Source organism: Pseudoalteromonas sp. SG41-1, assembly GCF_014164575.1.
In the GTDB taxonomy this organism is placed as follows: domain Bacteria; phylum Pseudomonadota; class Gammaproteobacteria; order Enterobacterales; family Alteromonadaceae; genus Pseudoalteromonas; species Pseudoalteromonas rhizosphaerae.
The window spans coordinates 112,329-138,709 of sequence record NZ_JACJFL010000005.1; the positions used below are offsets into that span (position 1 = coordinate 112,329).

Annotated in this window: 28 protein-coding genes; 13 read left to right on the top strand and 15 right to left on the bottom strand. The window is 40.0% G+C overall.

Features of this window, described 5'->3' with window-relative positions; genetic code table 11:
- Window positions 1-33 precede the first annotated feature (33 nt).
- Window positions 34-348, bottom strand: coding sequence for a YebG family protein (locus H5203_RS05715; protein WP_145239289.1), 315 nt, complete (start codon window positions 346-348; stop codon window positions 34-36).
- A gap of 261 nt (window positions 349-609) precedes the next feature.
- Between H5203_RS05715 and H5203_RS05720 the strand changes: the two genes are divergently transcribed.
- Window positions 610-906 carry a ComEA family DNA-binding protein gene (locus H5203_RS05720; RefSeq protein WP_145239286.1) on the top strand — a complete coding sequence of 99 codons (297 nt, stop codon included), beginning with the start codon at window positions 610-612 and terminating at the stop codon, window positions 904-906.
- Window positions 907-922: 16 nt separating this feature from the next.
- On the opposite strand, the gene H5203_RS05725 is transcribed toward H5203_RS05720, so the two are convergent.
- The 3 genes from H5203_RS05725 to nhaB all read right to left on the bottom strand — a co-directional run bounded on the left by H5203_RS05725 (window position 923) and on the right by nhaB (window position 3,444).
- Entirely contained in the window at window positions 923-1,225 is a 303-nt protein-coding gene (locus tag H5203_RS05725; RefSeq protein WP_145239283.1) for a DUF6170 family protein, read from the bottom strand.
- Window positions 1,225-1,737, bottom strand: coding sequence for a disulfide bond formation protein DsbB (dsbB, locus tag H5203_RS05730; protein ID WP_145239280.1), 513 nt, complete (start codon window positions 1,735-1,737; stop codon window positions 1,225-1,227). The genes H5203_RS05725 and dsbB overlap by 1 nt, the downstream gene beginning before the upstream one ends.
- Before the next feature lie 123 nt (window positions 1,738-1,860).
- On the bottom strand, window positions 1,861-3,444 hold the full coding sequence (gene nhaB / locus H5203_RS05735) for a sodium/proton antiporter NhaB (RefSeq protein WP_145239277.1): 1,584 nt from the start codon (window positions 3,442-3,444) through the stop codon (window positions 1,861-1,863).
- A 419-nt stretch (window positions 3,445-3,863) separates the two neighbouring features.
- On the opposite strand from nhaB, the gene fadR reads away from it, so the two are divergent.
- Together fadR and H5203_RS05745 are read left to right on the top strand one after the other, a co-directional pair.
- A complete protein-coding gene (gene fadR / locus H5203_RS05740; RefSeq protein ID WP_064666576.1) occupies window positions 3,864-4,577 on the top strand; it encodes a fatty acid metabolism transcriptional regulator FadR in 714 nt (237 codons plus the stop codon).
- Window positions 4,578-4,850: 273 nt separating this feature from the next.
- The gene (locus tag H5203_RS05745) at window positions 4,851-5,456 is read left to right on the top strand and encodes a peroxiredoxin C (RefSeq protein WP_145239274.1); all 606 of its coding nucleotides are present in this window, start codon (window positions 4,851-4,853) and stop codon (window positions 5,454-5,456) included.
- 65 nt (window positions 5,457-5,521) lie between these two features.
- On the opposite strand, the gene H5203_RS05750 is transcribed toward H5203_RS05745, so the two are convergent.
- Both H5203_RS05750 and smpB read right to left on the bottom strand, forming a co-directional pair.
- Window positions 5,522-8,119 (bottom strand): TonB-dependent receptor, encoded by a 2,598-nt coding sequence (locus tag H5203_RS05750; protein ID WP_145239270.1) that lies wholly within the window; start codon window positions 8,117-8,119, stop codon window positions 5,522-5,524.
- Window positions 8,120-8,308: 189 nt separating this feature from the next.
- On the bottom strand, window positions 8,309-8,788 hold the full coding sequence (gene smpB / locus H5203_RS05755; protein WP_064666579.1) for an SsrA-binding protein SmpB: 480 nt from the start codon (window positions 8,786-8,788) through the stop codon (window positions 8,309-8,311).
- A 146-nt stretch (window positions 8,789-8,934) separates the two neighbouring features.
- Here smpB and H5203_RS05760 point away from each other — a divergent pair, with 146 nt between their 5' ends.
- Both H5203_RS05760 and H5203_RS05765 read left to right on the top strand, forming a co-directional pair.
- Window positions 8,935-9,372: a type II toxin-antitoxin system RatA family toxin gene (locus tag H5203_RS05760; RefSeq protein WP_145239267.1), complete on the top strand. Its 438-nt coding sequence runs from the start codon at window positions 8,935-8,937 to the stop codon at window positions 9,370-9,372.
- Complete coding sequence (locus tag H5203_RS05765) at window positions 9,372-9,701, top strand: RnfH family protein (protein ID WP_145239596.1); 330 nt, start codon at window positions 9,372-9,374, stop codon at window positions 9,699-9,701. The genes H5203_RS05760 and H5203_RS05765 overlap by 1 nt, the downstream gene beginning before the upstream one ends.
- A 60-nt stretch (window positions 9,702-9,761) precedes the next feature.
- On the opposite strand, the gene H5203_RS05770 is transcribed toward H5203_RS05765, so the two are convergent.
- Window positions 9,762-10,121 carry an outer membrane protein assembly factor BamE gene (locus H5203_RS05770; protein WP_145239264.1) on the bottom strand — a complete coding sequence of 120 codons (360 nt, stop codon included), beginning with the start codon at window positions 10,119-10,121 and terminating at the stop codon, window positions 9,762-9,764.
- A gap of 119 nt (window positions 10,122-10,240) precedes the next feature.
- Here H5203_RS05770 and H5203_RS05775 point away from each other — a divergent pair, with 119 nt between their 5' ends.
- Window positions 10,241-10,558, top strand: coding sequence for a GIY-YIG nuclease family protein (locus tag H5203_RS05775; protein ID WP_145239261.1), 318 nt, complete (start codon window positions 10,241-10,243; stop codon window positions 10,556-10,558).
- A gap of 37 nt (window positions 10,559-10,595) precedes the next feature.
- On the opposite strand, the gene H5203_RS05780 is transcribed toward H5203_RS05775, so the two are convergent.
- The 4 genes from H5203_RS05780 to ilvC all read right to left on the bottom strand — a co-directional run bounded on the left by H5203_RS05780 (window position 10,596) and on the right by ilvC (window position 16,357).
- Entirely contained in the window at window positions 10,596-11,465 is an 870-nt protein-coding gene (locus H5203_RS05780; RefSeq protein ID WP_259397105.1) for a M28 family peptidase, read from the bottom strand.
- Between the two features lie 37 nt (window positions 11,466-11,502).
- Window positions 11,503-12,696, bottom strand: coding sequence for a tetratricopeptide repeat protein (locus H5203_RS05785; RefSeq protein WP_182819469.1), 1,194 nt, complete (start codon window positions 12,694-12,696; stop codon window positions 11,503-11,505).
- Between the two features lie 81 nt (window positions 12,697-12,777).
- Complete coding sequence (locus H5203_RS05790) at window positions 12,778-14,691, bottom strand: methyl-accepting chemotaxis protein (protein ID WP_182731023.1); 1,914 nt, start codon at window positions 14,689-14,691, stop codon at window positions 12,778-12,780.
- A gap of 193 nt (window positions 14,692-14,884) precedes the next feature.
- Window positions 14,885-16,357 (bottom strand): ketol-acid reductoisomerase, encoded by a 1,473-nt coding sequence (ilvC, locus tag H5203_RS05795; RefSeq protein ID WP_182731024.1) that lies wholly within the window; start codon window positions 16,355-16,357, stop codon window positions 14,885-14,887.
- Between the two features lie 164 nt (window positions 16,358-16,521).
- Here ilvC and ilvY point away from each other — a divergent pair, with 164 nt between their 5' ends.
- The 5 genes from ilvY (at window position 16,522) to H5203_RS05820 (ending at window position 20,786) form a co-directional block, all read left to right on the top strand.
- Entirely contained in the window at window positions 16,522-17,436 is a 915-nt protein-coding gene (gene ilvY, locus H5203_RS05800) for an HTH-type transcriptional activator IlvY (RefSeq protein WP_145239251.1), read from the top strand.
- Between the two features lie 152 nt (window positions 17,437-17,588).
- Window positions 17,589-18,449: a MipA/OmpV family protein gene (locus H5203_RS05805; RefSeq protein WP_182731025.1), complete on the top strand. Its 861-nt coding sequence runs from the start codon at window positions 17,589-17,591 to the stop codon at window positions 18,447-18,449.
- Window position 18,450: 1 nt separating this feature from the next.
- On the top strand, window positions 18,451-18,837 hold the full coding sequence (locus H5203_RS05810; protein ID WP_182719327.1) for a DUF3019 domain-containing protein: 387 nt from the start codon (window positions 18,451-18,453) through the stop codon (window positions 18,835-18,837).
- A gap of 14 nt (window positions 18,838-18,851) precedes the next feature.
- On the top strand, window positions 18,852-19,544 hold the full coding sequence (locus H5203_RS05815; RefSeq protein ID WP_145239242.1) for a response regulator: 693 nt from the start codon (window positions 18,852-18,854) through the stop codon (window positions 19,542-19,544).
- Between the two features lie 6 nt (window positions 19,545-19,550).
- A complete protein-coding gene (locus H5203_RS05820; protein WP_182819470.1) occupies window positions 19,551-20,786 on the top strand; it encodes an ATP-binding protein in 1,236 nt (411 codons plus the stop codon).
- A 171-nt stretch (window positions 20,787-20,957) separates the two neighbouring features.
- On the opposite strand, the gene H5203_RS05825 is transcribed toward H5203_RS05820, so the two are convergent.
- The 3 genes from H5203_RS05825 to H5203_RS05835 form a co-directional block, all read right to left on the bottom strand.
- Window positions 20,958-21,176 (bottom strand): DUF3820 family protein, encoded by a 219-nt coding sequence (locus H5203_RS05825; RefSeq protein ID WP_145239236.1) that lies wholly within the window; start codon window positions 21,174-21,176, stop codon window positions 20,958-20,960.
- Window positions 21,177-21,292: 116 nt separating this feature from the next.
- A complete protein-coding gene (locus tag H5203_RS05830; RefSeq protein WP_182819471.1) occupies window positions 21,293-21,574 on the bottom strand; it encodes a hypothetical protein in 282 nt (93 codons plus the stop codon).
- Between the two features lie 287 nt (window positions 21,575-21,861).
- Window positions 21,862-23,433, bottom strand: coding sequence for a cation:proton antiporter family protein (locus tag H5203_RS05835; RefSeq protein ID WP_145239230.1), 1,572 nt, complete (start codon window positions 23,431-23,433; stop codon window positions 21,862-21,864).
- Between the two features lie 265 nt (window positions 23,434-23,698).
- Here H5203_RS05835 and H5203_RS05840 point away from each other — a divergent pair, with 265 nt between their 5' ends.
- Entirely contained in the window at window positions 23,699-24,442 is a 744-nt protein-coding gene (locus tag H5203_RS05840; RefSeq protein WP_145239228.1) for a sporulation protein, read from the top strand.
- Between the two features lie 79 nt (window positions 24,443-24,521).
- On the top strand, window positions 24,522-24,974 hold the full coding sequence (locus tag H5203_RS05845) for a GNAT family N-acetyltransferase (protein ID WP_145239226.1): 453 nt from the start codon (window positions 24,522-24,524) through the stop codon (window positions 24,972-24,974).
- Between the two features lie 16 nt (window positions 24,975-24,990).
- On the opposite strand, the gene H5203_RS05850 is transcribed toward H5203_RS05845, so the two are convergent.
- On the bottom strand, window positions 24,991-26,343 hold the full coding sequence (locus H5203_RS05850) for a sodium-dependent transporter (protein WP_145239223.1): 1,353 nt from the start codon (window positions 26,341-26,343) through the stop codon (window positions 24,991-24,993).
- Window positions 26,344-26,381 lie beyond the last annotated feature (38 nt).

Here is a 26,381-nt window from a genome sequence, read left to right on the forward strand (position 1 = left end):
TTGCCCTTTTTTAGTTAGTTAACTTATGATTTTTTAGCTTGCTTCTTTATCAGTGCTGGCTTTAATAGACGCTACATTTTCTTTTTTTACTTTCGCCGTTGGTGCTTTCTGTATTGCCTCTTTGCCGCCTTTAAGTACATTCATAAAGTCGTCTTTACTTTTAGCAATCTCAAGTGCGAGCGATTCGATTTGTTGTTCGCTTAGTGGTACATCAACTTTCTCAAGCATAACCTCAAGCGACTCTGCTATATCAAGCATTTTGTCATACGCGTCAGCTTCTTTTTTAGTAGTAAACGTCATACGCTCGACTCCGTTTCTCTCTACAACATATTTAACAACAACAGCCATGATTTCTCCTGCCAATTTGCTTGGTGAATAACAAGTTCACCTTGATTGATTACTGTTTTTATGTACAGTAATTGTTTATTGGTCTTTTTGCAAGTGAACATTTTTATTTTTTACTATTAGGATTTGACAAAGAGGTACAACTTTACTTTATTTAAATAGTCGCACTTTTTTAGTATGACTTTATTTGGAAGTAGTCCAAAAGTGAAGGCATTAAAGTCAACTATTAATTGAGTCCACGTATGGACATCATGGAGGAGAAACATGAAGTTTTTAACTTTAATAGTCGTAGTGCTTGGCTTGGCTATATCATTGCCTAGTGGTGCCGCTGTAACTAAAACCGAAGCTACTGAAAGTATGGGTAAAGTTCAGTTAGTCAATGTTAATCAAGCAACAGTCGAGCAGCTTACCCAGCTGCCAGGTATTGGTAAATCAAAAGCACAAGCGATAGTTGATTACCGTACCGAGCAAGGCAAATTTAAGTCTGTTGCAGATCTAGCGCAGGTGAAAGGTATTGGCGATAAATTAGTCGCTAAACTGGATGGCAAAGTTACATTTTAAAAAACTACAGGGCGAATTATTCGCCCTGTTCAAATTGCTTTATAGCCTTGCTCAAATAGTGTTTAGAGAATTGAATTTCAACAGGGGTGGTTAACAACGGGTAACTTAACCCAGCCACCAGTAATACAGGAAGTAACAGCCAACCTTCGATATACGCTAATGATAGAAATACTGGGATCAATAAAATCAGCTTTATAATACGCAAACTGATTTTTTGCATTGGAGTTAACATACTCACTGCAATCGCAATTATTTGCTGACGTTGACGTATTTTAAACGATTTTAATTGCGTTACTTGACTTGAAAATAATGCAATCATCACAGCGACTTTTTAATTATTAAACGACTTACTACAACGCTTATCAGTATCAGAGTAAATACCGCAAAAATGATCTCCATCCATGCTGGCATACTTAACCCTGCAAATTGCCAATCGATGTTGCCACAGTCTCCTGTCGCAGCAAAAAAATGTGGCATCCACTCATGTAATGGTAATGGAAAATTAGGCTCGAATTCGCAGCTAAACGCAAAGGGATCGGTTGTCGTTTGCATATCAATATGTTGGCGTGCAATTAAGTAACCCCAAATACTAGCAACTGCCCATGCTGAAAATGCTGTTATACGGCAAATTAAATTGGTTGGTCTGACTGCGCCGACTAACCCTGCGGCTAGTAACCCTAGCATAGCAGTACGTTGATAAATACACATAATGCATGGCTCTAAGCCCATTTGGTATTGGAAATACAATGCGATTAATTCAAAAATAAAAGCGCTAAAAGCGAGTAGTAACCAAGCACTGCGTTGTTGGGCTAAATTTGCTAACCAAGTCATAAAATATCCAGTCTATAATTTGTGGATGAATTATGACTTAGTCATTAAACTACGCGCAAGGATAAATATGATTTGTAACAATAAAAAAGCTGCCGAAGCAGCTTTATTTACTGTTTGGATTATTTAATGCCCAGAACTTCCTATACTTTGTAAGCTTGCACTATGGTGCTCAATCCAGCCCCATTGATAGAATAAATCAGTCATTTCACTTAGGCCAAGATATGTCCCTGCTAAGCCAACAACCGTTAGCACTATGGTATAGGGGAGTGCCATGTAAACCATACGACCGTAGGATAATCGCAATACGGGAGCAAGGGTCGATGTTAGTAAGAATAAAAATGCAGCTTGACCGTTAGGTGTGGCAACACTTGGTAAATTTGTACCGGTATTAATTGCCACCGCTAATAAATCAAATTGATCGCGGCTAATTTGCCCTGCTTTTAATGCTGCCGCCACTTCATTAATATAAACAGTGCCAACAAAGACATTGTCACTGACCATCGAAAGTAGGCCATTTGCGACAAAAAACATAACTAACTGTAATTGCCCTTCAAATGTCAGTACCCAAGTTATTACAGGAGTAAATAAGTGTTGGTCAATAATGACTGCAACGATTGAGAAAAATACACATAACAGTGCAGTAAACGGCAGTGCTTCTTCAAAAGCCTTTCCTAGTTGGTGCTCTTCAATTATACCAGCGGACGCAGTTGCAAAAATAATGACGGATAAGCCGATTAAGCCAACAGTGGCAAGGTGTAATGCTAATGCAATGATCAACCATACAGCAATTAATGACTGAAACATCAAATTAACCTTATCGCGTTTGGTACGTTTGCTATCGAGCTCTTTTGCATGATCAGCTAGTATTTGATGAATCGTCTCTGGTAATTTGGCGCCGTATCCGAACGTTTTTGTCTTTTCAAGTAATATTGTAGTGATAATGCCAGCTATGAATACAGGCATAGTAACAGGCAACATACGCAAGAAAAATTCCCCAAATTGCCAGCTTGCTCGTTCTGCAATAATGAGGTTTTGTGGTTCACCTACCATAGTACAAACTCCGCCAATGGCTGTACCTATCGAGGCATGCATTAATAAGTTACGCAAAAAAGCTCGAAACTCTTCAAGTTCCTGACGATTAACCGGGCGTACTTGATTATCATCGTTAATATCATGTTCGCTAGTGGAATCTTTCCCAGAGGCGACTTTATGGTAAATACTGTAAAAGCCCATGGCGACAGCTATAACCACCGCCATAACTGTAAGTGCATCTAAAAATGCAGAAAGAAATGCCGCCGCAATAGTAAACGCCAAGGAAAGTACTGTTTTACTTCGAACTGACACCACTAGGCGTGTAAAAATATAGAGCAGTAAATCTTTCATAAAGTAGATACCTGCGACCATAAAGATCAGCAGTAAGATTACATCTACATTTTGAACAATTTCATGTTCTACTTGCCCTGCAGTTGTCATGCCTATGAATAGTGCTTCAATCGCAAGTAAACCGCCGGGTTGCAGTGGGTAACATTTCAGCGCCATCGCGAGAGTAAAGATAAACTCTAAAACTAATGCCCAACCAGCCATGTAAGGGTTGATATGAAACAACACAGGGTTAATAGCTAAAAAAGCAATAATTGTGTATTTATACCACTGTGGGGCCGAGCCTAAAAAATTCTTAAAAATTGCATTGAAAACACTCTGTTGCATAGGTGTTCCTTATTATTTTGCATTTAAGTATAACTATTGTTGGTTAAGTTAATGTAGTCTAGCTGTGGTGTAAACAAAAAAGCTATAAACAACATCGAGTACCTTTTATCTGTTATGCGTTCCGCGCTATATTTAGTGTAGCTGAAATAGCTAAATGGGTGTATATAGTGTGCACAATGAAGTTAAAAGTCTATTACTCTTTAGGGTTAATACCTTAATTTAATATCGAAGAACTAGACAATGAAAGAGCAATAAATTAATTTTTATCCATTTTAGAAAACTTAGTTAGATAGAGGCTTTAACCTGCTATCGAAGGTGAATTAATGGGGTGACTTTACTTGTTAGTTTGGCTTCATCTGGTACAATCAGTCAGTTAATCGTTAAAAGTAATATTATGTGGTAACTCAAGTGGGAATTGAATGAGAATTTTTAAAGCGAAAAGCCCAGCAGGGTTTGCCGAAGAGTACATTGTTGAGTCAATCTGGAATGGTGATTTTCCTCCAGGTTCTATTCTTCCGGCTGAGCGAGAGTTATCAGAATTAATCGGTGTCACTCGTACAACCTTACGTGAAGTATTACAGCGTTTAGCGCGCGATGGTTGGTTAACAATCCAGCACGGTAAACCGACACGAGTAAATAACTTTTGGGAAACTTCAGGACTTAATATTTTAGAGACCTTAGCGCGTCTTGATGAAGATAAAATGCCCGAGTTAACCGACCAGCTACTTTCTGCGCGAACAAACATTAGCGCTATTTACACTCGTGCAGCCATTAAGCTAGCACCTGATCGCGTGATAGAAATCCTCTCGCAAAGTGATGAGCTTGAAGATAGTGCACAAGCTTTCGCTGATTATGATTACAAGGTACACCATGAGTTAGCTGTTGCAGGTAATAACCGTATTTATGTGCTTATTCTCAATGGCTTTAAAGGTTTTTACTCTAAGATTGGCTGTCATTACTTTTCAGATCCAGGCACGCGTCAGTTAGCGCGTCAATTCTATAAAGATTTAACCATACTTGCTGAGAAACGCGAACATGACGGCGCAATTTCAATGATGCGAAAATATGGTCATCAAACAGGTGAAATTTGGCAAAAAATTCGCGGTGATATGCCTGAAAATATCATGGATTAATACCGCATTTAATATGTAGTTATACCGATAAAAAGCCTGCATCTGCAGGTTTTTTTTGTTGCTGTTATTAGTGACAAATAGCGAGTGACAAACAGTCGTTCGCATTTTTCGATGACGTGAATCGGAAAATACGATTGTTCTTTTAAGTCTTTAGTCTCTAAAATAATTTGATAATTATGCATGTTAGCCCTTGGTATTTACTTTTTAGATCCCATATTAAAGGCAAGCATTGCGTAAGCAATTAAAAGCAAACTCAAATATTTGGAGAATAAAATGGGTGTATTAGTAGGCCGCCAGGCACCAGACTTTACCGCTGCAGCAGTACTAGGTAACGGCGAGATCGTAGATAGCTACAATCTTCACGAAACAATCAAAGGTAAAAAAGCAGTCATCTTCTTTTACCCACTAGATTTTACTTTCGTATGTCCTTCTGAACTAATTGCTTTTGACAAGCGTTATGAAGAATTCCAAAAGCGTGGCGTAGAAGTAATTGGTGTTTCAATCGATTCACAATTCTCACACAACGCATGGCGTAACACTGCTGTTGCAGACGGCGGTATCGGTGCAGTTAAATACGCACTAGTTGCAGATGTTAAGCACGAAATCTGTAAAGCATACGATGTTGAGCATCCAGAAGCCGGCGTTGCATTTCGTGGTTCATTCTTAATTGATGAAGAAGGTAATGTACGTCATCAAGTAGTAAATGACTTACCACTAGGTCGTAACATCGACGAAATGCTTCGTATGGTTGACGCTCTAGCGTTTCACACTGAGCACGGTGAAGTATGTCCAGCTGGTTGGACTGAAGGCAAAAAAGGTATGGATGCAAGCCCAGCAGGCGTTGCTAAGTTCCTTTCTGAAAACGAAAGCGACCTATAATTTAGGTCTTTGTTTTAGAATATGAAAACCCGCCAATTTGGCGGGTTTTTTATTTAGGGTAGTCGCTAGAAAGCGAATGACACTTTGGTGTAGATATAACGTCCGCGAGGGTTGTGAACCGCGGAAGCATAACCGTATAAATCACCATCACCATCACCAATTGCAAATGGTGGCTCTTCATCAAATAAGTTATTTACGCCAATCGAGATCTTGGTCGATTCGGTAATACGATAAGCCGTTTGTAAATCAACTAAGACTTGTGAATCAACCATTCTTGATGTGTTGCTATCAAAATCGAGGGTGCCATCAAAATCAATATCAGGCGTATCTTCAAACTCACCCACATAGCTGATATTTACATTAGTATTGAATTCACCAAGCTCCCAATTAGTTGAGAACATCCAGCGGTGTTCAGGGTAACCATATTCACCAGTATAATCGCGACCGTCTTTTTCAAACTTGTCTTGATAGGACCATTCTAAGTTGAACTTAAGTAAACCAAGATCATCCAAGGAGTGATTATAATTTGCTGAGAAATCAACACCAGACACTTCCTGCGAAGAGACATTTTTAAAAGTGCTATGAATTTTTTGGATAACACCAAGGGTTTCGCTTCCGGCTGGGGCTAGGCGAACACAAATCGTACTGTTTTGGTTGTTACATTCTGCGTCATAAATTGGGCCGAATGCTTGTTCATCAATTTTGTTATCTTGAGTAATACTCCATACATCAATACTAAAGCCAAGTTCAGCCATAGGAGCCCAAATAAAACCAACGTTCCATGATTCAGATTCTTCAGCTTGTAAATCAGGGTTACCAGCAAATTGGATATTGTAATCAAGAGCTTTACAATCAAGACCTGTAGCACTACAGCGGTAATTATCAATAAAGAATTGACTTTTCTCTGATGGACCTAGACCTATTTGTGCTAGTGAAGGTGCTCTAAAACCTTGTGCCCAAGAGCCGCGAACAGTAATTTCATCAGTAGGTGCCCAGCGCAGCGCTACTTTAGGATTGGTTGTGGTACCAAAGTCACTGTAATCATCGTAACGACCTGCAAGTTGTAATTCTAAGCTATCAGCTAATGGGATTGAGAATTCAACATAGGCAGCGTATTGGTCCCGCTCAGCGGCAGCAGAAACGGACTCAGTACCAAAAATTAAACCTCGCTGAAATTGATCATCAGGGGTATCACTGACATCCTCTTCACGGTACTCAATACCAGCCGCCATCATCACGACATTGTCACCAAAACTAAACGCTTCGCCAGTGATGTTGGCATCAAAAGAGGTCATATGTGATTCACCACGACGAACTAGGCTGGTTGAAATACGTTCAATGACTGCAGGATCATTATAAGTGCCGCCAAATGGGTTGTAGTTGCCGGCATCTATTTCTTGCTGTAAAAAATCAGTTCTTACCCAGCCTTGAGTACGATCACCGGTTTGCATTGATTTACTACGGCCTTTTTGTACAGCGGCTTCCCAGCTCCAATCGCTAATTTCACCACGTAGACCGGCAACAAATCGCAAAGTGTCTGACTCAATATCCCATTGACGGGCACCCGCATCAACAGTTCTATAGTAGTTGATAATTACTTCTTGATTGAAAGGATTATTTGGATGATTCCCTGGGACTGTTAAACCTGCATCTTTATCTAATGGTGTTGGAGCACCTGCGGCAATTGAATTGTTGTGTTGAACAGCCATTTCCATAAAGGCAGTAATACCATTATCAAAGTTATATTCAAACTGAGAAATTGCGCCAACGCGTTCAGAAGCTGGGGCAATATAGCCATAGGGTCCATAATCAAACACACAACTATCGCTACCACTAATTTGATCTGCAGGACAACTTGGATCTGGAGTTTGGACGCCATTCACGCCAAATGTACCTGGAAAGCCACGAGATGAACGGAAATCTTCACCACCATTCGCGGTTTGATTAGCAGTGCCTAAGCGGCCCATTTCATCTGATGATAAAGAGGTGTTTTTAAAGTAATCGATGATCACAGACGCACTGCTTTTTTCGTTTGAGGTACCCCAAACTATGCTTGCTGAGGTTTCTTCATAGTTAGGGCCGTCAGTACCACCATAACCTAAATTAACTTCTAAACCATCGATGTCTTTTTTCAAAATAATATTCACCACACCTGCAACGGCATCGGAACCATAAATTGCAGAGGCACCATCTTTAAGAATATCAATACGTTCGATAGCAGAGACCGGAATACTGTTAATATCAACAAATGAGTTAGTGATACTCTCAGCAAATGCGCTTATAGCTACTCGACGGCCATTAATTAACACAAGCGTTGCATCTGCGCCAAGACCACGAAGCGACACTGCCGCAGAGCCATTGGCCGTAGAGTCTTGGTTGTTGCCGCGAGTAGAAAAAGTACCATTACCAGCAGCAGGCATTCTTTCTAGTAATTGTTGTAGATTGTCATAGCCCATATTATCGATATCGGCGCGACTAATTGATTGTACTGGGGAAGGGCCTTCAATATCTGTTCGCTTTATTCTAGAACCAGTCACTTCAATACGTTCAACTTTTTTTGCTTCGTCCGCAGCAAATGATTGAGAAGTATAACCCGCTGTTGAAAGTGCAAGTGTTACACAAGCGATTAGCTTAGGTTTAAATGGGAGTGTTCTGTTCTTCATCCTTAAATCCTCGTTGTCATGTTAATTTTATCTGGTTAAATCAACCAGTAATATCAATATCATGTAAATGAATTGTTATCAAATTGTTTATTTGGATTGTGTACTATAATTTATACAGTTGCGGGGATTTAGGGGCTGAAAATAAAAACGCCTAACTGGGTTAGGCGTTTTTGAGGTTGTTTAGATAGATTAAACTTTGTGCTTCATTAACCGTTCTTTTTCGCGAGACCAGTCTTTGTTTTTACCGTCTTCACGTTTGTCATGCATTTTTTTACCCTTACCGAGGTGGAACTCAAGTTTCACCCAGCATTTTTTCCAATACATGGCAGTGGCAATTAATGAATAGCCATCGCGCTCAGTCGCACCGACTAAGCGATCTAGCTCGCGTCTGCTTAATAATAACTTGCGATAACGTAATGGATCGCAAATAACATGGGTTGAAGCACTATTGAGAGGCTGTATTTGACTGCCAAGCAAAAACGCTTCGCCATTTTTAAGGTGAATGTATGTTTCAGAGATGTTTACTTTACCAGCTCGGATACTTTTTACTTCCCAGCCTTGTAGTTCAACACCAGCCTCAAACTTGTCGTGTAAAAAATACTCATGACGCGCCTTTTTATTTAGCGCGATAGTATTACTTGTCGATTTAGATGAATTTTTCTTAGCCATAGTGGCCCATATTATACGTAAAGCTCTGCTTTTTACATCGATTTTTTATTTTTGCTAATAAAAAAGTGTTTGTAAATAAAGCGCCATGAAAGTTTGGGGAAAAACGCAAAGCTTGCTAAAATTCGCCCACACAGTTGGGAGTGAGTATGCCACAAATAGAAAAAAGTGCGCTAGTAATGTATAGCAGCAAAGAAATGTTTGATTTAGTCAATGATGTGGATGCTTATCCTGAATTTTTACCCCATTGCTCGGATGCAAAAATTATTGCACAGCAAGGTAATACCATGACGGCAAGTTTGGAAATTTCCAAAGCGGGTATAAAAAAATGGTTTACTACTGAAAACACCTTTTTAGATGACAATACAGTAACATTGCGCTTAGTTGATGGGCCATTTAAAGCCTTGCAAGGGCGTTGGCATTTTCAAGTGTTGGATGACAATGCATGTAAAGTTCAGCTACAGCTTGAGTTTGAATTTGCGAGTAAATTAATTGAACTTGCGTTTGGGCGCGTATTTAACGATGTTGCAAAAAACATGGTGAATGCATTTACTCAACGCGCTAAACAGGTATATGGACTGCGATGATGATAAAAGTTGAAGTTGTGTATGCATTACCTACCACGGCAACGTGTTTGCTTGTTGAAGTACCAGTTGGTACAACGGCAGAAAATGCCGTGATGCAATCAGGTATCCTCGCTAAGTGCCCTGAAATTGATGGCTTAGCATTAACCTTAGGAATATGGAACCGTACCTGCAAGCTTACGCAAGTGCTTGAGGATGGCGATAGAATTGAAATTTACCGTCCTTTAATTGCTGATCCTAAAGACGCACGACGAAAACGTGCAGAAAAAGCTAAAGACGAAGGTCGTGCTAATAAAATTACAGGTGGGCGACCGCTTGATAAAGCTAAATAATAGCTCAAACAAAAAAGGTTAGCTGTTGCTAACCTTTTCGTAATTTACTGAACTGGAGCGTTATTGCTCAAGCGGTGTATTAAACTCTGCGGGTTGTTCATAGTCACCACTGAGCGATACCAATTTTTCATTTTCAAAATTAATAGTTAGTGATTTACGTTGTTCGTTATCACGGCCAAGGTTAAAAGAATATAAGTAATGCCACGTGTTTTTATCGAAAGCGTCTTCTGCAACAGGTTTACCTAATACATAAAGAACTTGCTCACGGGTCATATTGATACGAAGCTTGTCAACATCGGTTTGTTCTAAAAAGTTACCTTGTGGGATGTTGATACGATAAACCCAGCTAGAACAACCGGCGGTTGCACTTAAGGTCAGAGCAACGATAAACCAAAGAGAAAAAGTTTTTAACGACTGCATTGTTTGTTTGGATCCTTATTTTTTATAAACTGCATGATACCGATTAGTCACCTAAGGTAAAACCCTTTTGAGTAATTGTTTGTGACTTAATTTTTACTATCGATGTTTGGAGCGTAATTTTGACCTCAGAGTCCGCTAAAAGTTTAACTACTACTGAAAATACTATGACAACTAAGATTTCCACGTGGTCACTTTATATTGTACAAACACGTTTAGGGCATTGGTACACTGGGATCAGCACGGATGTGGCAAAACGATTTGCCGCACATCAAGCGGGCAAAGGGGCTAAAAACTTAAAGGGGAAGGGGCCACTGACTTTAATATATCAATGTGAAGTCGGTTCTCGCAGTGAAGCCACCAAGCTTGAGATAAAAATTAAACGCTTAAGTAAGGCACAAAAGCGAGCGTTTGTTAGCTCTGGGATTTTGCTAACCTGAATTCAGTTTAAAATATATTTACTATCTACAATTTAGCTCAAAGAGTGTTTATATCGTTTATATCAAGTTGGCTAATAAATGCGGCAATATAATTAACTGCATCAATATAAAGTGCTTGGTCAATATTACTTAGTAGGTCGGAACTCTTATGATGGTGGGGATCATGACCCATACCAAAGTAAATATAAGCAATCCCGGCTTTAGCAAACGCATAATGGTCGCTTGCTCGGCGCCAATCAATACTATCTCCGAGGGTCATTCTGTTCATTGTGGTTGATGAACTAGCTACTTTTATCTTTAAATTATGCTCAGGCACCTGCTGTAGTTGTGCTTGTAAAGCACTGCGTTGTGCATGTGAGACAAAGGCATATAAGATTTTTTTTGGCGGCTTTACTGCTAACATATCCAAATTAATATTTAGCACGGTTACGCTGTCGTCGATTTGCAATTGACTAACAAAATATTCAGCTCCATGTAAACCATTTTCCTCTGCGTCAGTAGCAACAAAACTAAGTTGGAAAGGCAGATTTGTGTGTGCGAAGCGTTGCGCTAGGAATAACAAGGCACTGACGCCACTGGCATTATCGTTTGCGCCTGCATATAAAGTGTTACCACGCATACCTAAGTGATCATAATGAGCGGTAATTACCAAATGAGTCTTGGCTAAGTGTGGTGGTTTTAAAGTCGCAACGACATTTTTCCCCGTTGCTTTTGAAGACCAACCATGGCTGTAACTAAACGGCTGTAATTGCGTATTGTAACCGAGCGTTTGCAGTCGCATACTAATGTATTGGGCACTGGTATGCGCGCCGTCTGTATTGGTTTTTCTACCGCTTAGAGCCGTAGAGCTTAGATGCCTCAGATCATCGATCAGCTGTTGCTGCGCGCTGCTATTACTTTGGCACAATGTTGAAAAGCTGAGGCTCAATAGCAAAATAAAATAGTTAATGATTAATTACTCGCGCAGTCATGTCACTTAGTGCCTGTAATTTATTTTGATAACGTTGCTTATCATGGTCAAAATCGGCATGTTTATTAGCCAAACGAAATTGGCGATATGCTTGCTTAAAATCACCTAACTGATAATAAGTGCGGGCAAGACCAAAGTAGCTATCATGAATATCATCATCAATTCTTTTTGCTTTATTGAAATGCTTGATGGCATCTTGATAGTTTTGTCCAAGGTATGCGTTATTTCCTAATGACACATGATAATACGGATTACTTTGGCGCTTCAAATCAAGTTTATATAAAATCTTGTCTGCCAGCTCAGGACGGTCGGTGAGTTGATACAGTAAAGCTAAGTTGCCCAGTGCTGTATTGTTGTCGTTATTAAGCAGCAAAGCATAATTATAGGCTAATTCGGCGTTATCATACTGAGAATCAAGGCGAAGTAATACGGCTAAGTTACCCCATGCAGCAGAGTAATATTTATCTGCTTTTGTTGCCGCTAAAAAGTAGCTATAGGCTAAATCATAATTTTGATTGAGCATTGCCGCTGCCCCTTTATTGTTATAAAACATCGCGGTAATTCGTTGTTTGCTGATGGGGGTCGTCTGAAATTTCTCACCTCGCGAGTTCGGATCAAAATCAATCACTAATGAGGTTTTTGCGTCATACACATAAGTCACATTAGTGTGGTTATTACGACGCTGTGTGACGATCAAATTAATATGCCCAGTCAATAAGTTATAGCCTTTATTTAGCGCCCAATACTCAGGAATATGAACCGTTTGAAATTGCCCCTGCATGCCTAAATATTCCGCGATACTATAGGCCAAAATCGATAATGATAAACAGTTAGCATTTAAATCTCGGTAGGCTTGATTGGCGGTTAGGGTAGCCCCTGCTTGATATAGTAAGGATGCATCGCCATTTTCTAACAAAAAGTTTAGTAATTTTCGAGTTGTGTTTAAATTGTGTTTAGTACTTGGGAAGGCTGCATCGAGTTGTTGTGTTATTGTATCGCTTAAGGTAAAAATCTGTTCACTACTTTCCACCGGGTAAAGCGTGAAAGATTGGTTTTCAGTGACTGGTGGAGGGATGAGTATTGTTTGATTACTCACACTGGTACAGGCAGAGATACTAAAAAGCAGCACAATGACTGCTAACTTACAAAACCGCGTTAGTATTGTCATAATCATACCCCAACTAATTACTGACTTATTAAGTTTAGTCTGTTTTTTAGTCGAGATAGATGTTAAATGTTACAAACTGTGTCAGCGCTTTTCAAAGGTGGCGACTAAACTTGCTAAGGTTTGTGCGCTGGTTGCAAGTCCTTTGATCGCCTGCTCGGTATCAATTTGTTCTCGCATTGCCATATCGCTGATCTCACTAATTTGTTCAATATTACGGCCGACGTCAGCAACCACACTACTTTGCTCTTCAGTAGCTGTTGCAATCAAGGTTGCCATATCATTAATTTCATTAGCGGTATTGGTAATGGCATCAAGCAACTGCACAGAGCTTTGCATTGTTGCTACGCTGTACTGAGCTTTATCTTTGGACTGGGCAATATGTTCAACCACATTGGTAGCTGTTTTCGCGAGCTCTTCAATCATTGATTGAATTTCAGTCGTTGATTGTGACGTACGGTTGGCTAAGGCTCGTACTTCATCCGCAACTACGGCAAAGCCGCGGCCATGTTCACCAGCACGTGCTGATTCAATTGCTGCATTTAGTGCTAATAAATTGGTTTGCTCTGAAATACCACGAATAGAGTCAACAATACTGGCAATAGTCTGGGTTTTATTAGCAAGCTCAGTCACTTGTCCCGCAATTGTGTCAATATCACTGGCTAATGCGGTAATACTCTGTTGGCTTTGCACTACTTGCTGGTGGCTCTGTAATGTATTCGCTTTACTATCTTCGGTCAGTTTTGCGGCAGTTGCGGCGCTGTGGGCAATTTCTTGCACTGTCGCGCCCATTTCGTTGATTGCTGCTGCAACAGAGATAGTCTGCTCTTTTTGGTTGTCCATTGCCTGTGAGTTACGCTTGGCTTGAGTAAATACCTGATCTGAGCTTTGACGAATTTCTAAACTTTCGTGGGAGACTTGCGCAATAGCGGTTTCAATTTTATCAATGAATTGGTTAAAACCATTCGTTAATGCTAATAGCTCAGGCTGGTCACTGTGAGGTAAACGATAAGCTAGATTGGCATCACCAGACCCTAAACGAGTAAATAACTCTGCCATTTTTGATAGCGGTGAAGCTAACGAACGAGCCAGTAAAAAACTAACGATACATGCCAACAGCGCAATTGCGATAGCAAAACTTAAAATTTGCCATTGTAAAGTGGTGATCCCGGCAAACACTTCTGCTTTTGGTACTTGTGCAACCACATAGAGTTGAGTGTTTTTAATTGGACTCGCCGCAAGGAAAAAAGTGTCGCCATTGAGTTCGACTTCTTGCAAGTTAAATTCATTGCTTGTTAATAATTGACCACTTACTTGATGACCATACAAGCTATCTAGATTTGTTTTTTCTACTTTATTAACGTCTTGATGGAGTTTAATTACGCCTTTATCGTCAGTAATAAATACAAAGCCAGTCTGCTCGATAGTAAATTTATTCAGTAGTGCCTGCATATCATCAATACTTTTTGCCAGTCCGGTTAAGCCGATGCCATTGATCTGTTGATGATTAACAAACATTTTTGTGTCGCCATTAGGCTCTTGATATAAGCTAATAGAGTAAGCTTGGTTGGCGTTTTTAAAATCAAAAAACCAGCCATCTTGCTGCCGATCTAATACTCTTAAAAAGCCATCTTGATTCCAGTACTGCGCGGTATCGCGATTTGCCCATGATGCGGTTGCTAAGCCGTATTGTTTTACCAGACGATTTAATTCTTTGATTAAAACGTCATCATTGTTATCACGACTATTTGCCCACGCGAGTATAAAATGATTACTTGATACTTGTTCGGCCGCACTGAGTAATTCATTGATCTCTAAGCTTATATAGTTATTTATTGCGTGTAGTTTACTGGGCAACTCAGATTGTATCATCCGTTGTTCGATAATGGTTTTGGCGGATAACAGCGCCGTAATGCCAATTAAGCTGGCGACTGACAAGGCAATAGCGATCCCTAAAATAGTGATCTTACGTGTGATACTAAGACTTTTATACGGCATTGTGGGTACTGACTTTACAAATTATGAGGGTATTTTAGCATGTTTTTTTCATACAGTTCATCATCTAATAGAGTAAGTACTCAGTTTATAATTTACGCTAAGGCGTCTTTAGACAAATTAATAAAATGAAAAAGCCCACTGCGTTTAGCATGTGGGCTTGGTTTCTAACAAGCGAAATTGTTACTTTCCAGGGTTAAACAATTTTCTTCATTGCTGACATGTAGCCACGCAATTTGGTACCAATGATTTCAACAGGGTGCTCACGCAACGACTTGTTGATTGCAATTAGTGTTTGGTTATCAACATGATTACAGCGCTCGCCTAAGCCTCTACCAATCACATCAGTATCGATGTTTTGCATAAAGTCTTGTAACAGTGGCAAACATGCGTGATTGTATAAGTAACAACCATACTCTGCTGTATCAGAGATTGTGCGGTTCATTTCGAATAATTTTTTACGTGCAATGGTATTGGCAATTAATGGCGTTTCATGTAGCGATTCATAATATGCTGACTCAGCTATAATACCCGCTGCAGTCATGGTCTCAAACGCTAATTCTACACCGGCTTTCACCATTGCAACCATCAATATACCGTTATCAAAAAACTCTTGTTCGGTGATTTCAACATCACCGGCAGGGGTTTTTTCAAAATTTGTTTCAGCTGTTTCTGCACGCCATTTCAAAAGGTTTGCATCATCATTCGCCCAATCTTCCATCATTACACGAGAGAACGTACCATCGATGATGTCGTCTTGGTGTTTATTGTAAAGCGGGCGCATGATTACTTTTAATTCTTCACTTAATTCAAACGCTTTTACTTTCGCTGGGTTTGATAAACGGTCAAGCATATTTGTAACGCCGCCGTATTTAAGTGCTTCAGTAACAACTTCCCAACCGTATTGAATTAGTTTTGATGCGTAACCGGCATCTATACCTTTTTCGATCATCTTATCAAAACATAAAATTGAGCCTGTCTGTAACATGCCGCAAAGAATTGTTTGCTCACCCATTAGGTCTGATTTTACTTCAGCAATAAATGAAGACTTTAATACCCCAGCGCGATGACCGCCAGTACCCGCTGCATAAGCTTTAGCCTGGGCTAGACCATGTCCCTGAGGATCATTTTCTGGGTGAACAGCAATAAGAGTTGGGACACCAAAACCGCGTTTATACTCTTCACGAACCTCAGAGCCTGGGCACTTAGGTGCAACCATGATTACAGTGATATCATCACGTACTTGCATACCTTCTTCAACAATGTTGAAGCCATGAGAATAAGCAAGCGTAGAGCCTTGTTTCATCATCGGCATGATTGCGTTTACAACCGCAGTATGCTGTTTATCAGGTGTTAGGTTTAACACAACATCAGCAGTAGGGATCAATTCTTCGTAAGTACCTACAGTAAAACCATTTTCTGACGCATTAAGAAATGATTGACGACGTTCGCTGATTGCAGAATCACGCAATGTGTAGGCAACATCTAAACCTGAATCTCGTAAGTTCAGTCCTTGGTTTAAACCTTGTGCACCACACCCAACAATAACAAGTTTTTTGCCTTTAAGTGCTTCAACACCATCGGCAAATTCAGCCGGATCCATAAATTCACATTGTGCTAGTTGTGCTAACTGCTCGCGTAAGGGAAGAGTATTAAAATAATTCGCCATTGTTAGTATCCTATAAATTTCGTATTTGTTAGATGCAAGCGCTTGCTGCTTTGCTTAAAGTCACCATAAGGAATTTTTACCCTTGCGTAAAATGATATATTTGCATTAAAGTATTTCAAAAAATGAAATGCTTTAATTAATAACCGCTAACTATTGGGATCACTATGGACCATAAACGATTACATTACTTTCTGGCACTTGCCAAAACCTTACATTTTGCCCGTGCCAGCGAGTTATGCCACATAAGTGCTCCCACCTTAAGTCGCAATATTAAACAGTTAGAGGATGAAGTTGGAGTCGCATTATTCAGTCGCGATAATCGCAGTGTAAAGTTAACAGCTGAAGGAGAATCGTTTATTGACTATGCAACGGCTACGTTAGCTAATTGGCAGCGTTTTCGAGCAAATGTACAAAATCCTGAGCAAACTATTTACGGTAAAGTAAGCATTTACTGTTCAGTAACTGCCTCTTATAGTTTTTTGCATCAACTATTAGAGCAACTGCGTTTGCAACATCAACATATAGAAATAAAGCTTAATACTGGCGATCCCGCAGTGGCAATAAACCGTGTGCTTGACGGACACGAAGCCATGGCAATTGCCGCAAAGCCTGATAAATTACCGACGCAAATTGCATTTGCCAGTATTGGTTATTCATCCTTGGTATTTATCGCGCCACGTATTCCGTCGTTGCTCACTGAAAAACTGGCCCAGTTTGGCGATAAGATAGATTGGTCTGAGCTTGAGTTTATAGTGCCAGAGCAAGGTTTTACTCGTCAAAGGTTAGAGCTGTGGTGGCGTAAGCACGGTATTAATGCAAAGATCTATGCGCAAGTAGCGGGGCATGAAGCTATGGTGTCAATGGTGAGTTTAGGGCTAGGCATTGCCATGGTGCCAAAAATTGTTTTAGATAATAGCCCATTAAAAGATCGCGTTCAGGTGATCAGTGATCAAAAAGAGGCCCCTGCCGGGTTTGAGATTGGTTTGGCAGTATTACGTAAAGAGTTACCAGATGCCGCGTTAAATGCATTATGGGAGATTGCTCAATCACTGAAAAACGTTAATAGCTTAGCTCCTTAGCCGAGTCTAAATACGCAGATGTAAAGTTTATTTACCTTGAATCGTTCCATATGTATCAAAAGTGTGAATGATTGTAATCGTCTAGGGATTAGTTATTAATACCTTGCTATGATAACGATATTGGGTTGTCTCTTTTGGCATAAATAACAACAATGAAGTCGATAGTTAATATTCTTACTGCGCTTTGCATCTCTGTATGGCTTACAGTACCTTGTTTTGCACAGCCATCAGAAATTGAGCCTGTGCAGGATATAACAACAGGGCAGTGGCACTTGAGCCTTAACACGGGATTAGGAGTCATAACAAATCCATTAGCTGGTGGAGGTGATTTACCATTAGTGTTGATCCCAGATATAGCTTATTACGGTGAACAGTTCTTTTTTGATAATGGTCGCTTAGGCTATAGCCTGATACAAGACTCCCCACATACCTTTAATTTAGTCACTGAGTTTAATTCGGAAACTCGTTTTTTTGTTGATTGGCATCCAAGTAACATTTTTGCATTAAGATCAGAAAGTTCATTTACGAACAGTGAAAATGAACTTCAAATCCAACAACCTAGTCTAGATATCCGTGAGCTTAATAAACGTAAATGGGCACTTGATGCTGGCCTGAGTTACCATTATAGCTATCAGCAGCATGTATTTTCCGTGCAGGCATTAGCTGATGTATCCGGAGTGTATGACGGGTGGCGAAGTGCACTGCAGTGGCAAATGCACAAGAACATTGGTGAGTTACAGATTAAGCCGACTATTGGCATTTGGTATAAATCGGCAGCACTGAATACATATTTTTATGGCGTAACAGAAAAAGAGTCTCCAGTTCGTGCAATTGAGGTTGGCAGTAGTTGGCAGCCTTATGCTAAAATAGATGCCCGCTGGCCCTTAAATGGAGCCAACTCATTGCGTTTTCATCTGGCTTATTATGATTATTCCGCCTTAGCTGACGACAGTCCGCTGTTTGAACAAACGTATTCTCTGACTGCCTTTATAGGGTTTGATCATATTTTTTAATATGAAGTATTTACAACTTGGTGCGTGCGTCATTTTTTTGTTGGTATGGCCAAAGTTAGCTGCCGCAAAAAAAGATATATTAACAGTTACTCCAAAAGTCTGTGTGGTTTCCGAACAACAAGACTTTTGCGATGTTGATGTAAAATTTGCTTTAAATATGCCCCATAAAATGGACGTTTGTTTATACAGCGAAGATCAACAACTGCAATGTTGGCAACAGGTTACCTTAGAAGAATTCAATCATAAAGCGCGTGTTCAGGTTGAAACCATATACTCCCTAGTCAATCCTCACACGGATGAATTACTGGCGACAACACGCATTGAAGTACAGAGCACTCGCGCTAAAACAACTCGGCGCCGATTACGTTCTCCGTGGAGCTTTTTTTAATCTTGGAGCTGCAAATGGCAAAGATCTTACTTGTAGAAGATGATTTAGGGTTACAGCAATTAACCCGTGACTATCTTGAAAATAATGGCCTTGAAGTGGCGGTGCTAGACCGTGGCGATGAAGTGTTTAGTTACCTTGAAAACAATCCGGTTGATTTGATGATCCTCGATGTGATGCTGCCAGGTAAAGATGGCTTTAGTGTTTGTCGTCAAGTCAGAGATAAATTTAGCTTACCAATATTAATGTTGACCGCCAAAGGTGAAGACTTTGATCAAGTCATTGGTTTGGAACTTGGTGCCGATGATTATGTTATTAAGCCAGCTGAGCCAAGAGTATTGCTTGCCCGTATTAATGCGCTATTACGCCGTGGCCAAGCATCAGTAAAAGCGCCAGAAGAATTACAATTTGGCGATTTATGTATTGATAAAACCAGCCGTATTGTTCGCTTAAAGAATAACGAAATCACCCTCACTTCCCATGAATTTGAATTACTGTGGTTATTAGCTTCAAATTCCGGTGAAGTACTAAGTCGTGAACATGTTCATCAACACATGATTGGTCGCCAATATGATGGATTAGACCGCACCGTAGATGTACGTGTATCTCGGATCCGTAAAAAATTAGGTGATAACAGCGATAAACCATACCGTATTAAAACCGTTTGGGGACAAGGCTACTTATTTGTCTCCGATGCATGGGGTATGTAACTATTAATGGGGAAGCTATTTGCAAGTTTATATGTGTATATTATAGTTTCCCTGTTTTTAGTCAGTGGGGTAATTGAACAACTTTGGCCCTATGAAGACAGTCAACAACAAATTGCGCTCGATGATGAGTTTGGTCAATCCCTATGGCTATTAGCGCAAACCCCGCAAGGGCTTACAAAAATAGCCACTCGCTTTCAAAGTGAAATAGTACAAAAACAAGACCTAATGTTGCCCGCACAACAACAACAAGAACTTAACCTACATAATTATATTTATCTATTTGATCAACAACAGCGAGCTATCTGGTATATCGTTGTTGATAATGAGCAATTATTGCAAGTGGGTCCAATTACCGTTTCTGCGCCAGTATTCTCATCCGTTTGGCCTTATCTATTATTATTGTGTGTCGTTGGGATCCCTGTTGGCTTATGGAGTTTTTTACTGTGGCGTGATTTTGCTAAGTTGCGACTGGCCTGTGAAGCCGTTGGTGGATCACAAGACTTTGAGCTGAGCGCCACCTCGAAATCATTCTTTTTACCAATTACCGACACCTTAAGTGCTATGCAGCAGCGTATTCAGCATTTATTAACCGCTCAACAAGAACTTACATCGTCGGTATCGCATGAGTTTAGAACGCCACTGGCACGTTTAAAATTTGCGTTGGCAATGCTTGAGGATAAAGTAGCTGACGAAAAAGCCTTTGAATATATCGATAACATGCAATTAGATATTGTGGAGTTAGAGTCGTTAGTTAAAGAAATGCTTGATTATGCTCGCCTTGATAGCCAACAACCTAATCTTACGGTGCAAACATGTAACTTAGTGCAGCTAGTAGAAAGTGTTGTCACTAAACTTGATTTTGCTACGCAAATAAAACTCAATATGCAATTACCAGCTTTATGCCGTTACACTTGTGACAGTCACTTTATCGCCCGCAGTATCCAAAACTTAGTAGGCAATGCGTTGAAATATGCTCGTCACGAAGTGCGAATTAGCTTAGTTGAAAATACTGGGCAGTTAATTTTATCGGTCGAAGACGATGGCCCTGGCATTGAACAATCACAATGGGATGCAGTGTTTAAACCTTTTGCCCGACTTGATAAAAGTCGAGATAAAAAGACTGGAGGCTTTGGGCTTGGTTTAGCCATTGTGGCAAAAATAGTGTCTTGGCACCAAGGCAGCTGTTCGATATCGAATTCAGAATTAGGTGGCGCCAAATTTACAATCTATTTGCCTAAGTAACCAGAGTTCAGGGTAAGTAACTCCTTTTCTATTGCTATATCTGTGGCTAAATTGATACTCAAAAAAAAAGCGCCTAATAGGCGCTTTTCTGTGGTTAAAACCAAAATCAACAAGTAGCAAAAGAGTAGACTTCACTTTGCTAAGTAAGTTCCATTATTTATTACTTTTAATTTATTTATGTGTTTTTAAAAGCGGCATGAGCATCTGCTCCAAGCCATTGAGTTTAACTTCATACATCATTGCTAATTGAGCACCGAGTGTGCCGTGAGGAAATCCTTGCTGCTTAAACCAGACCAAGTATGGTTCTGGTAATAGCAGCAAAGGGCGGCCTGCGTATTTACCAAACGGCATTTTTGTATTGATCGCTGTTTTTAAAAGCTCTGGATCCATGATTAACTTAATTTGCTAGATTATGCGTGAAGTGTATTACAAAAGAGGGTGAGAAAATAGGCTGTGACGGGCAAGAAACAGCCTATTTAATGAGGGGAGTAGGCCCTCATAATTTACTAATGGATCTGATATTGATGCTTTTTGGTAAATCCAAGTTGTTTAAGTTTGTTTATAATTGACGGATCATCGATGCGGCTTGGTGTTTCGCTATCACGCAAGAAATGATTTTCCGGCACTTGATATATATCGAGCATTTTTTGAAATAGCACTGCGCGCATTGTTAACGCTGTCATTCCATTTTTTTGTATTTCATCAAGACGATTTTGAAGCTCAACCAGTTTTGGGTTATTTACATCATCCGCCACTGTCTGAAACTGTGTAGCAAACTTATTCTTCATCTAAAAACCTTATTTAATAGCAAAAGACAAAATGCCGATAAATACGTATTCAAAAACACGAGAAGGCTTTTTTTGTGCTAAAAATAGATACTTACGTATTACTCAACAAATGCAGTTTACTCTTTTTTCATGGGTAAATGCCAATCTGGATGTAAAGCTTTGTAAATGCGCTTGACTCTTATTTGGGGACTTTTGCGACGTTGTTTCAGGCGGTTATATATAAGGATATGAAAATTAAATGAAAATAGTTCTCAGTACCTTTTGTGGTGCTGAGAACTTTATTTATATTATGGAAATAATTTTTGTTTTACATGCTCAGCGAAGCCACTACCGGCCTCTAAATAGAAGTTATAAGTAGAGTCAACGCCCATATCTTCAAGTTCTTTTTGCTGATCTGGATAGTTAGCAATGGCAGTAACTTGACCTTGGTAACCCGAAGCACGCAATTGCTCCAAAGCAAAAATGTTTTGCATATGTTTCGGCATCGCGAGCATGATCATCTCTACATGGGAGTGATTTACCCGTTGCCAAAAGTCTGGATCGGTTGCATCTGCCAAGAGCGCCTTACGGCCTCGTGAAACATGCTTCTCGACCACTTCTGGCTTGATGTCTACTCCAGCTACAACGCCAGGATGGGTGATGTTAATTGTTTCATATGCACCGGTGCCAATACGACCCATACCAAAAATAACAATCTTGGTGTCATTTAAGTTCACAGGAAGTTCTTCTGCTAAGCGAGTAGGGCTTTCAAAACGTATGAGCCAAGCTTCGATTTTTACATAAATTTCGTTTGAACGTTTATTTAGTGGGGATGCAATGATAAAGGTCATTGATACTGCAATAGCCATAACAGCCAACCACTCAGATGTGATTAACCCGCTACTGGCAGCAACCATACAGACTATCAAGCCAAACTCGCTGTAGTTAGCTAAGGTAAATGCACTCAATAAGGAGGTACGAGCGCGTAACTTAAAGGCATTCGTTAGTATATAATACAGGGCAACTTTGACTGGTAGCACCAATACAATAATAAGCGCTATAAGTAATGAGTTGAGCGTCAGATCAGCACCTAAACCAATTGTTAAGAAAAACCCAACTAATAAAATTTCTTTTAAATTAAGTAGTGATTTTGCAAGCTCACTGGCTTTTTTATGAGGAGCAAAGATCATACCGATGATCAACGCGCCTAAATCACCTTTCAAGCCTGCAAATTCAAATGCATGATAGCCAACGACAAGTGCAAAGAAAAAGCCAAACAAAGGTAATAGTTCACCATGTTTAGAACGATTTAACACCCAAAACATGACTGGGCGTAATAATGGCAAGGCAACTAATAGCGCAAAAGCCCAACCGTTGGGGATTTTACCTGTGCTGATGGCTAAAAATATCACTGCAAAGATATCTTGCATAACCAAAATACCAATGGCTATTTTGCCGTGAAGGCTGGCCATTTCGCCACGTTCTTCAAGTACTTTTACAGCAAAAACTGTGCTAGAAAAGCTAAAAGCAAAACCAACAAGCAACGCACTTTGCCAACTTAGGTCTGCAAATAATGGCAACGAAAGTGCGCCTAAGAACAGCATCAAACTGCAAAAAATAGCGCTACTAATAATAATATGTAAAGAGGCAGGGGCCCAAACTTGTGGCTTAATAAGATGGCTAACTTTTAGTTTCAGACCAATACTAAATAGTAATAACGTGATCCCTAAATTAGCAATCGTATTAAGTAGCTCAGTGGTTTTAAAGCCAGATAAGTTCAGTACAAAGCCAGCAATCAAAAAACCGATTAGCGGAGGAAGTTTAAGTTGGTACACGGCAAAGCCACACACAAATGCGACAGCAAAATATAATAGTTCCATAATTCTTAATATCACTTCATTTGGTTACCTAGTGTAGCGAAATATCAGCATTTTTGAAAATCATTCGTGTATATTATGCATATAAATTGCGCGCATAGAGATATACCTGTGTATGAAAAACACTCGTTTAGTTAATTATTCTGCTAAAAACTCAAAAAATAGTTATTTTTTCACTGACAGCAGCTTTTAAATATGGTTAAGATGCAGTAACAAAGGAATTTAAGCGTGATTCAGGTTTAGGTGAATTAAGCTTAAGGAGAAATAGATGTTTAAAAAAATTCTTGCATCAGTCGGTATTGGTGCAGCAACAGTAGATACCGTGCTTGAAACTGAGCATTTACAACCTGGGCAATTATTTAATGCCCAAATAGTGATCACCGCAGGGGATGTTAGCCAAGCAATAACAGGTCTTGATTTAGCATTAATGACGCGCGTAAAAGTGGAAGGTGAAGACGGTGCTTATTTTACCAATCATATTATTGATAAGTGGCGTATAACCGATATTGGTACAATTGAACCTGGTCAACAAAAACACATTCCGTTTGAAGCGCGCTTACATTCAGAAACACCGATCACCGAAATCAACGCCGGTTATAACCAATCACATGTGTGGCTTGAAACAGGTTTAGATATTGATTTAGCACTTGATCCTACGGATAAAGATCATCTTCATATTTATCCAAATGATGCCGTAACTACTTTTATGCAAGCGATGGATAAACTGGGTTTTAGCTTGGTAAAAGCGGATGTTGAAAAGGGCTTCTTACGTGCTAGTACGTTTAACTCTGTCTCTGGTTGTTATCAAGAGCTGGAATATAAACCAAATAGCCGTAGCTTGTTCGGTATTCAAGAGATTGAACTATCGTTTGTGCCTGAAGCTCATAAAACTCATGTTTTAATTGAGCTTGACCGTGGTTTTCGTGGTGATGGCTATGTTGACCTGACGATTGAACATGATCACGTTAATCTTTCGCATTTATGTGATCAATTAGAACGTTTGCTTGCCTAGCTATTCAGAGCTCGGTTAGTTAGCTAAGCGTAATAAGTAGCCCAGTATTGACTGGGCTTTTTTTATGTTAGGAGTTTTTATGCGATTAACAACAAAACCATTTTCTCAACTGTCTGCGCAGGTACTGTTTACTATCATGCGCACGCGGGTCGATGTATTTGTAGTTGAGCAGCAATGCCCATACCCTGAATTAGACGATATCGATTGCACTGCAACAACTCAGCATCTCTATTGGCTCGAGGCTGAACAATTAGCTGCATACGCACGTTGTTATGAGAAAAATGAGCAGTACAGCGCTATTGGTCGCGTGCTGGTTGAAAAATCACAACGGGGTAAGGGGTTGGCAGTGTTATTGGTTAAAGAGGCGATCCAGTGTTGCTTTACGCATTGGCCGAACAAGGATATATACATTGGCGCGCAAACCTATTTACTCGCGTTTTATCAGTCGCTGGGTTTTCAGTGTATTGGCGAGCCTTATTTAGAAGATGGTATTGCACATCAAGATATGATTTTAAAAAACCGCTCCGTGTAAAGAGCGGTTTTTTGAGTTAGCCTAATAGCGAGCTGACAAACACTAAACCAATTGCAATTGGGCAAATGAATTTAATATACCATGGCCATATTTTCCAAAATAGGCTGGTAGCAACTTCTGGGCAGCCTTGTTGTATTTCGTTTAATAGTGAGTTGCGATACCAAATCCAGCCGACAAACAAGCAACACATTAAACCAAGAATAGGCTGACCAAATTTAGTTGTGAGCGCAATAACTAAACCAAACAGCGCATTAAAGTTCAGGACTATCGTAAAGCTCACCAATGCTATAATCGTTCCTATTAACCAAGTGGCTTTTACACGGCCAAGATCAAAGCGCTCTACCGCATACGAAACCGGTGCTTCAAGCATTGAAATAGACGATGTCAGTGCAGCTATACTCATCAATGCAAAAAAGGCAAAGCCAACGAATAAACCAATGGTGCCCATGCCATCAAAAAGAGCGGGTAATACTTGAAATACTAAAGTGTCTTCAGAAAGCAACTCTCCAGTAGCTGAGAATATTTCCACCCCTTGTGCCTGCGCAACGTACATCGCAGGGATAATTAGTAACCCAGCAACAAAAGCAATAAACACATCAATAAGGGTAACGTAGGCGCCAAGTGAGACTAAATTTTCTTTTTTACTAATGTAGGAGCCATAAATGATCATCACACTGGTGCCCAATGACAATGAAAAGAAAGCTTGCCCTAGTGCACTAACAAGTAATTCAGGGTCTAAAATAGAGCTAAAATCAGGTACTAAATAGGCTTTAAGGCCTGTCATAGCACCTTCTTGCATCAGCACATAAACAATCAGTGCAAATAAAATAGTCAGCAGTGCGGGCATTAAGCGTTTCGACCACTTTTCAATGCCGTTTTCTACTCCGCGGCTAATGATTGCGACAGTAAGAATAATAAACCCAGCTGTAAATATAAGGTTTCTAGAGAGTGACTGTTCACTTAACCAAGTTGAAGAGCTCTCACTACCCACTAAAGTCGCAATGGGCTCTAGAGTGGCACTGATCATCCAACCGGCGACAATGGCATAAAAGCTGAGGATCAGTCCGGCACATATGATACCGCCAAAACCGACCACAAACGCAAAGCGTTTTTGGAACGGGTTATTTGAAATTTTCCGCAATGAACTAACCGCATTGGCTTGACCATGGCGCCCAATCGTTAGTTCTGCCATCAGTGCTGGGTAAGCCAAACAAAATGCCAATACAAGGTAAGCAATTAAAAAGGCTGCGCCTCCATTGCTAGCTGTTTGTGTAGGGAAACCCCAAATATTACCAAGACCAACTGCAGATCCTGCTGCGGCCATAATGAATCCAAAACGGGAGCTAAACTCCCCTCTGACTGCGCTCATAATTATTTTTTCTTCTCTATATAGTGACGGCGCTGACA

Coding starts and splice junctions, on each gene's coding strand:
- H5203_RS05715 (WP_145239289.1), bottom strand. CDS start 348: ATGGCTGTTGTTGTTAAATATGTTGTAGAGAGAAACGGAGTCGAGCGT.
- H5203_RS05720 (WP_145239286.1), top strand. CDS start 610: ATGAAGTTTTTAACTTTAATAGTCGTAGTGCTTGGCTTGGCTATATCA.
- H5203_RS05725 (WP_145239283.1), bottom strand. CDS start 1,225: ATGATTGCATTATTTTCAAGTCAAGTAACGCAATTAAAATCGTTTAAA.
- dsbB (WP_145239280.1), bottom strand. CDS start 1,737: ATGACTTGGTTAGCAAATTTAGCCCAACAACGCAGTGCTTGGTTACTA.
- nhaB (WP_145239277.1), bottom strand. CDS start 3,444: ATGCAACAGAGTGTTTTCAATGCAATTTTTAAGAATTTTTTAGGCTCG.
- fadR (WP_064666576.1), top strand. CDS start 3,864: ATGAGAATTTTTAAAGCGAAAAGCCCAGCAGGGTTTGCCGAAGAGTAC.
- H5203_RS05745 (WP_145239274.1), top strand. CDS start 4,851: ATGGGTGTATTAGTAGGCCGCCAGGCACCAGACTTTACCGCTGCAGCA.
- H5203_RS05750 (WP_145239270.1), bottom strand. CDS start 8,119: ATGAAGAACAGAACACTCCCATTTAAACCTAAGCTAATCGCTTGTGTA.
- smpB (WP_064666579.1), bottom strand. CDS start 8,788: ATGGCTAAGAAAAATTCATCTAAATCGACAAGTAATACTATCGCGCTA.
- H5203_RS05760 (WP_145239267.1), top strand. CDS start 8,935: ATGCCACAAATAGAAAAAAGTGCGCTAGTAATGTATAGCAGCAAAGAA.
- H5203_RS05765 (WP_145239596.1), top strand. CDS start 9,372: ATGATAAAAGTTGAAGTTGTGTATGCATTACCTACCACGGCAACGTGT.
- H5203_RS05770 (WP_145239264.1), bottom strand. CDS start 10,121: ATGCAGTCGTTAAAAACTTTTTCTCTTTGGTTTATCGTTGCTCTGACC.
- H5203_RS05785 (WP_182819469.1), bottom strand. CDS start 12,696: ATGACAATACTAACGCGGTTTTGTAAGTTAGCAGTCATTGTGCTGCTT.
- H5203_RS05790 (WP_182731023.1), bottom strand. CDS start 14,691: ATGCCGTATAAAAGTCTTAGTATCACACGTAAGATCACTATTTTAGGG.
- ilvC (WP_182731024.1), bottom strand. CDS start 16,357: ATGGCGAATTATTTTAATACTCTTCCCTTACGCGAGCAGTTAGCACAA.
- ilvY (WP_145239251.1), top strand. CDS start 16,522: ATGGACCATAAACGATTACATTACTTTCTGGCACTTGCCAAAACCTTA.
- H5203_RS05805 (WP_182731025.1), top strand. CDS start 17,589: ATGAAGTCGATAGTTAATATTCTTACTGCGCTTTGCATCTCTGTATGG.
- H5203_RS05810 (WP_182719327.1), top strand. CDS start 18,451: ATGAAGTATTTACAACTTGGTGCGTGCGTCATTTTTTTGTTGGTATGG.
- H5203_RS05815 (WP_145239242.1), top strand. CDS start 18,852: ATGGCAAAGATCTTACTTGTAGAAGATGATTTAGGGTTACAGCAATTA.
- H5203_RS05820 (WP_182819470.1), top strand. CDS start 19,551: ATGGGGAAGCTATTTGCAAGTTTATATGTGTATATTATAGTTTCCCTG.
- H5203_RS05825 (WP_145239236.1), bottom strand. CDS start 21,176: ATGGATCCAGAGCTTTTAAAAACAGCGATCAATACAAAAATGCCGTTT.
- H5203_RS05830 (WP_182819471.1), bottom strand. CDS start 21,574: ATGAAGAATAAGTTTGCTACACAGTTTCAGACAGTGGCGGATGATGTA.
- H5203_RS05835 (WP_145239230.1), bottom strand. CDS start 23,433: ATGGAACTATTATATTTTGCTGTCGCATTTGTGTGTGGCTTTGCCGTG.
- H5203_RS05840 (WP_145239228.1), top strand. CDS start 23,699: ATGTTTAAAAAAATTCTTGCATCAGTCGGTATTGGTGCAGCAACAGTA.
- H5203_RS05845 (WP_145239226.1), top strand. CDS start 24,522: ATGCGATTAACAACAAAACCATTTTCTCAACTGTCTGCGCAGGTACTG.
- H5203_RS05850 (WP_145239223.1), bottom strand. CDS start 26,343: ATGAGCGCAGTCAGAGGGGAGTTTAGCTCCCGTTTTGGATTCATTATG.